This window comes from Stenotrophomonas sp. Sm2128 (assembly GCF_030985535.1).
Classification (GTDB): domain Bacteria; phylum Pseudomonadota; class Gammaproteobacteria; order Xanthomonadales; family Xanthomonadaceae; genus Stenotrophomonas; species Stenotrophomonas maltophilia.
This window is the reverse complement of sequence record NZ_JAPTFQ010000134.1, coordinates 1-5,231: the sequence shown is the minus strand read 5'-3', so window position 1 is coordinate 5,231 and position 5,231 is coordinate 1. Positions and strand designations below refer to the sequence as shown.

Sequence of the window (5,231 nt, the reverse complement as noted above, 5' to 3'; positions counted from 1 at the left end):
TTTAAATCACCCTCTTTCCGGTGATTTACCGATTGAGCGATGCCCGCAGTGCGCTGCTGCCGGATGCCCGCACGCCCTGCGTCGTGACGGCCTCCAGCCGGTCCAACCGATCCACCACTTGAGCGAGCAGGGCATTGCTCTGCTGCACCGCCGCCGTTGTCGCGGCCTGCGCCTTGTTGTCCACCACCAGGTCGAACACAGCGCGCGCGAAGTTGTCCGGCAGTGCCTCGATGGTGTCGGCCAGCTCGCCCATGCCCACGCCACCCTTGTCCAGGTCGCCCACCTTCATCCCGTCAATCAGGCCCGTCACCTGGCCGTAGAGGCTGTTGTAGTCCTGCCCGCTGGCGTAGAGGTTGCGTCCGAAGCCCAGCGCCGCCTGTGCGGCCGCCTGCGCCGCGCTGCTGTCGCCACCCGATACGGCCCGCTCCAGCTCCTGCATGGTCTTCTGCAGCTTCTCCTGATCGGTCAGCGGCGACAGGTCGCTCACGGATAGCCCGTAGCTAATGGCTTTCTTGTCCTTGTCGATCTGCGCCTGCAGCTTGCCCATGTTGGTGGCGCGCAGTGCCTCAATCTTGGCCAGGTCTTCAGCGCGCGCGCCGGACAGGCCCAGCGCCTTGGCGTAGTCGTTGGCCGACTTCACCTGTTGGCGGTAGGTGCGCTCGATGCTCAGTGCCTGCTGCTGGTAGGCGGTCAGGTCGCCCGTGAGCAGCTGCGTGGATACGTCGGCCATCAGGGTCGAGTAGTTGCCCAGCAGGCCCGACACCTTGGTGATCTGCGTGGCCAGGTCTGTACCGGCAACGCCGGCCAGGTCCTGGAAGTAGTCGACCGCCTTGTTGACCTTGTCGACTTCCAGCCCGTTGAGTGCCCGGCCCAGCTCGTCGGCATTGCCCACCGCCAGCTCGATGGATGCTCCCAGCGCGGCGAACACGTCCGCCGAGTCGAAGTAGCCATCCAACTGCCCGCCGAACCCTGCGGCCTTGACGGCCTCCGTGTAGAGCCGGTCCTGCATGCCGGCCAGGTAGGACTCCAGCTGCTGCTGCGCCTCCGCCGAATCCGCCGACAGCGACAGCTTGCCCAGGCTCACCTTGACCCCGGCCAGCTGCTGGGACATGTCCACGCCCAATTGCTTGGCCAGGTCCGTGGCAGCGCCGCGAATCTGCCGGGCCGCCATGTCGAACGTGCGATCGATACCGGGGTCGAGTGCCCCGTATTGGGTCCACTTCTTGTCGGAGCGGAACCAGCCGCCCTTTTGCTTCACGTCGGCGTAGCTTTGCCCGTCCAGTCCACCGAACCCGTAATTACCCGTGATGCCCTGACCGGTGATCTTGGGCGCACTGCGCCCGAACGCCTTGCCCAGCAGCGAGCTGCCCGAGAAGATCGCCGCCGTCTTTCGGTTCATGCCCAGCGCGCGCCCGATCACGTCCAGCGACATGCTGTCGAGCATGACCGGCGTCAACAGGCCACCGGAGGCGAAGTGGCCACGCTTGAGCAGGTCGAACTTGTCCTGGTTCTCCAGCCCGAAGCCTTCCTTGTAGGCGCTGCCGGCCATCTGCATACCCATCGCGATCAGGGCAGCGTAGGGAGCGAACGCCGCCACGGCGCCAAGCGCACCGGTAGCGGCTCCGGCGGCACCGGCCCCACCGGCAGCGGCGGTGCCGCCTCCCGTCAGTGCAGCCACGTTGTTGCCGAAGCCCATCATGGTGTTCGGGCCGAAGCCACCGGCCGCGGCCGCGGCGCCGGGGGTGAAGCCGATGGCGCTCTGGCCCTTCGATAGCAGGCTGGCGATGTTGGCGGCGTTCTGGCCGCCTGCGGCGGTGCCGTTGCCCGCGAAGATCCCCAGGATGCTGTTGAGGCTCAACCCGTTGCCGCTGCCGAGCCCATTGATGCTGTCCATGATGCGGGTCTGAATCGGGATCACCAGCTTTTGCTCCAGCAGCTGGCGCGCAATGTCGCGCAACCCCTGCTTGGCAATGTCCTTCATGTCGTCCCACATGCCGGACCAATCGCGCAGGCCGCCCGCGACGAAGTTGGCCATAGCGTCGGCGGTGTCGCTGACCAGGTAAGTGCCCACGTCGGCCCACTGCTGCAGGCTGGCCGCGTACTTGTCCGCATCGATGCTGGCCTGAGCCGCAGCGCGCGCCTGCGCCATGAGTGACGCGCTGAGGTCGGCGGTGATGCCCGCGCCGGCCGCGTTCGCCTCGTTGATGGCTTCCTGCATGTCGCGCTGGTTCTGCATCTCACGGTGCGCGCGCGCTCGCGCTGGCCCGATGAGGCGCATCATGTCCAGCTCGCCGCTCATGGTGTCCAGCAGCGCCTGCGGCGCCCGCTTGCGCTTGTCCAGCTCGGCGGTGGTGGCCGCAAGCTGAGCCGCTGATTCCTTCTCCAGCGTGTTGAAGGCAGCGCGCGTGATGTTGCCAGCGGCCAGTTCCTTGTTCAGCTCGGCCAGGCGCTGCTTGTGCTTCTGCTCGGCCTCGGCCAGCGGGCCGGCCATCGTAGCGGCGGCCATGTCCGCCTCAACCGTGTAGCGGCGCAGCAGCTCGGCCTGGCGGTCGTATTCCGCGTTCCCGGTCTTCGCTGCGCCGCCCTTGCCCCGCGCCTTGGGCGGCTCGTAGGCGTCCGGCGTGGCCGGCAACAACGCCCATTCGGGCATGCGCTCCGATCCTTCCAGCACAGTGACGCTGGGTCGCTTGGCGGTCTTGGGCTGCATTGCCTTCCAGCCGTTGTCGGCATAGGCCGTGCCTTGCGCGTATTCCTTCGCGAAGCCCTCCCAGCCACCGCCACCGAAGGCGTACTGGCCGGTAGCCAGCTTGAACGCGGCGTGGCCTTGCTTCTCCACACCAACCAGGCCGCCCCGGATTCGGTCGAAGAAGTCCACGACGGCGCCGCCGTCCCGCACCGCGTCGGTGACGCCCCGGATGGCACCGGAGAGAGCGTCGGCCGCTTCCTTGGCGAAGTTGCCGTTGACTGCCACCGCGTCGAGCTGGTCGGTGAAGTCCTGCAGGGCCGGCAGGATGCCAGCCACAACCTGCACCTTCATGCCTTGCAGGGACAGTTCCGCACGGTTCGTCACATCACGCATGCCCAGCATTGCCTGGGTCAGCTGCGTGTCGATGATGCTACCTGCGGCCTCCGCCGCGTTGCCCATGCGGTTGAACTCGGCGCTGTTGTTGCGCAGCAGCGGGATCAGCATCGCAGAGTCGCTGGCGATAGCCTCCATGTAGCTGGTCAGCTCCGACTGCGACAGGTTCGCCTTCTCCAGGCTCTTGAAGTACAGGCCCAGAGCGTCGGGGCCAGACAGCTTGCGGAAGCTCTCGACGGTGAGGCCACTGCCCTTGGCGATGTTGTCGAAGAAGTCTTTCATCTCGCCGCCGCCCGTTTGGGCGTAGTCGCCGATCTTCTCCTGCACGTCCTTGAAGATATCGGCCAGCTTTTCCTGGCTGATACCCACCGTGCGTGCGCCTGCGGCCATGCGCTGGAAGTCCTGCGAGGTGGTGCCGGAGAGCTTGCCCAGGCGGTCATACTCCACGGCCAGCTGCCCAACCTGCTTGGTCCAGGTAAATACTGCCGTGCCAGCGGCGGCGGCGGCGGTGCCCAGCGCCGCGCCCGCAACGGTTGCGATGCGCGTCATGGAGGCTTGGATCTGCGCGGCCTTCTGGCCAGCGACATGCTCGGCCCGGGTCATGCCCTTTTCAAAAGAGCCCGACTTCATCAGCAGGTCGACGGTGAGGGTGTAGAGGGACATTCGCGGCCTCGTCTTTGGATTTAGTTGAGGCGGTTGCCAACAGGGCCGCCGAAGAACTCTTCGCCCGCGTCGTCGTCGCCCGAGCCGTGATTAACCTTCGATTCGTCGGCCGGCGTCGCGCCGAGTTTGGAGAGCATTGCGCTCAGTGCGTGTGTCGCGGACACACTCAGCTCTTCGCCGGCTTCCATCTTCGCCGCGAGAATGCACACCTGGCGCAGCAGGATGCGGTGGGCGGCGTTGAGCCAAGGCATATTGGCAACACATTCGCGCCAAACAGCCAGCTGAGGGCGAGTCATACCCTTGTAGGGGGCGCCTACGGGGTTCGGATTGCTCGGCGCGGTGCGATTCTTGTAGCGCGCCGGGTCTTTCAGCGCTGCGCCAGACACCATCGCCTTTTTCGTCGGGGTTCTTGCCCTCGCCACGGTTCCTCCATGCCCTCTGAGGGGTCGTATTTCCAATTGCGGATGCGCGAATTTAGGGGGGCGCTCGGTCTAGGCTCGGGCGATTGGTATAAATCGCCCTCCCCCTACCTGAACGAACCTTGGTTCGCCGCTGCTGGTGGTCAGGTCACAGCCCGGGTATGCACCAGTCGATGCCCGCAACGCGGGTTGCGCGCTGCCCTGACTGCCGTGGTTCTTCGAGCGATCCGGACACTCACGGCTTGTCCGTCACCGCCTCAGCCGCCAGCCGGAGCGGCGGTGAGGTCGACCTTGAGCATGCCCTTGCGGTCCAGCACCAGCAGGCCGAGGCGCAGCTCTGCCAGGATGGTGATGAGGTTGCGCACCATCTGATCGTTCACCCAGCCGAAGGTGATCGACGGACGCTCGCGCATCAGCACCTTGGTGACGTTGGTGTCCAGCACAAGCGCCTGGCCGACCGGCACGGCCATGGTCTGGATCGGGGTCAGGTTGTAGATCGGGCTGTTGGTCGGACGGCTCCAGCCGCCGGCAACGTACTGGCCATCAGTGGCGCGCTCCGACGAGAAGTCGAAGTAGTCCAGCGGGTTCACGAACACGATGTTTGGCTGGTAGCCCTGGGAGCTGAGCAAGGCGCCGGCGCGGCCAATGCGGTCCACCGGCTTGCCGGTGCCGCCTGCGAAGCTGTTGGCCTGGGTGAGCAGGCCCTTGATGTGGAACTGCGCGCCATCGCCCGACATGAGCTCGATATCGCTCTTGCTGGTCAGCTTGTAGCGCAGCAGCAGCTGGATGGTTTCCGACAGGCCGGCCACGTCGTCCATCACCTGCTTAGACACCTCGGTGTGCACCGCGATGGTGGCGATGCTGGCCTCGTCCCATTCGGCCTTGAACTTCGCCTCAGCCTTGCGGGTGCCTTCGCCTTCCTGGTAATCAGCGCCACCCTCGGAGAAGTCGAGCAGGGGATAGCCCACCTTGTTGCTGGTGGTGTCGCGCTGCGGCAGCACGTCCAGGACACGCAGGCGTTGCTGCACCGGAGTCTGGATCGGCATCACGTCCGGCTGCACGTCGAAGCC

The 5,231-nt window shown here is 65.9% G+C and carries 3 protein-coding genes; all 3 read right to left on the bottom strand.

Annotated elements, in window-relative coordinates; translation table 11 throughout:
* Positions 1-25 precede the first annotated feature (25 nt).
* Positions 26-3,742, bottom strand: coding sequence for a phage tail protein (locus O0K41_RS21895; RefSeq protein WP_164221801.1), 3,717 nt, complete (start codon positions 3,740-3,742; stop codon positions 26-28).
* Between the two features lie 20 nt (positions 3,743-3,762).
* Positions 3,763-4,131 carry a hypothetical protein gene (locus O0K41_RS21890; RefSeq protein WP_239503552.1) on the bottom strand — a complete coding sequence of 123 codons (369 nt, stop codon included), beginning with the start codon at positions 4,129-4,131 and terminating at the stop codon, positions 3,763-3,765.
* Positions 4,132-4,418: 287 nt separating this feature from the next.
* The coding region (locus O0K41_RS21885; RefSeq protein ID WP_308304567.1) for a phage major capsid protein at positions 4,419-5,231 on the bottom strand (813 nt) is incomplete at its 5' end.